Genomic DNA, 1072 nt, shown 5'->3' with positions numbered 1-1072 from the left:
TGCGGATGGTTGGGCGCTCCCCGAACATGATCCATACCCTGCTCATCCAGCCATTTCGCCAACTCGCCAGAGATGTAACTGCTGCCGTTGTCGCTGAGCAGCCGGGGCTTGTGGGCAACGGTGACACTGTCACAACCTGATGCAGCCAAAGCGTCTTCCAGCGTTCCTGTGACATCGTCAGCTTTCATCGTGGTGCAAAGGCGCCAAGAGACAACGTAACGGCTGTAATCATCCAGGATCGTAGACAGGTAGAACCAGCCCCAACCGATGACTTTGAGATAGGTGAAGTCGGTCTGCCAAAGCTGGTTCGGCCGCACAGTCTTCTCATGGAATTCATCCGCCGCTTTGATGGTGATGCAGGCTGGGCTAGTGATCAGATCTTGTGCCTTCAGAAGCCTGTAAACACTGGCCTCAGAAACGAAGTAGCGCCTGGTGTCGGTGAACCGCACCGCAAGCTCGCGGGGCGATAACTCGGGTTCTTCCAGAGCCAGTTCCACGATCTGCTTGCGCACCTTGTCGGGGATGCGGTTCCAAACCCTACCTGGCCGGGAATGGCGATCCTCAAGCCCGGCCTCGCCGAAAGACAGATACCTGTCGTACCAGCGGTAGAAGGTCGTTCTGGGAATGCCGAGCTTTTCCAGTGTGCGTTTGATCGGCAGGTGCGAACCGTCAACCAGCCGGATGATCTCAAGCTTTTCGGATGTTGCCCTCTCATCGCTGCAAGCAGCGACTGTTGGGTGACAGATATCTCATTCGTCGTCTCCCCCATCCTCGAACATGCTTTTTTTGAGCAGCCGGTTCTCAAGGGTCAGGTCGGCGACTACCTCTTTCAGCGCCGACGATTCCGCTCTCAAATCCTTCACCTCAGAGCTGGTAGCCTGGCGTGCGGTATCGCCAGCCAACCGCTTCTTACCGGCCTCAAGGAACTCTTTCGACCAGCTGTAATACAGGCTCGTAGCTATTCCTTCACGGCGACACAGCTCCGCTATGCTGTCTTCACCACGAAGCCCATCCAACACAATACGGATCTTCTCCTCTGCCGAATGCTGGCGCCGTGTCTTCCTGCGGATGT

The 1072-nt window shown here is 56.4% G+C and carries 1 pseudogene; it reads right to left on the bottom strand.

Going from position 1 to position 1072, the window contains the following annotated elements:
* Nucleotides 1-1070, bottom strand: a pseudogene (locus ACR0AD_RS21120) (IS3 family transposase); the annotation flags it as partial.
* Nucleotides 1071-1072: the final 2 nt, after the last annotated feature.

The organism is Ruegeria sp. BH8 (assembly GCF_056538065.1).
The sequence above is the reverse complement of the archived record's forward strand: the minus strand, read 5'-3'. Positions and strand labels throughout refer to the sequence as shown.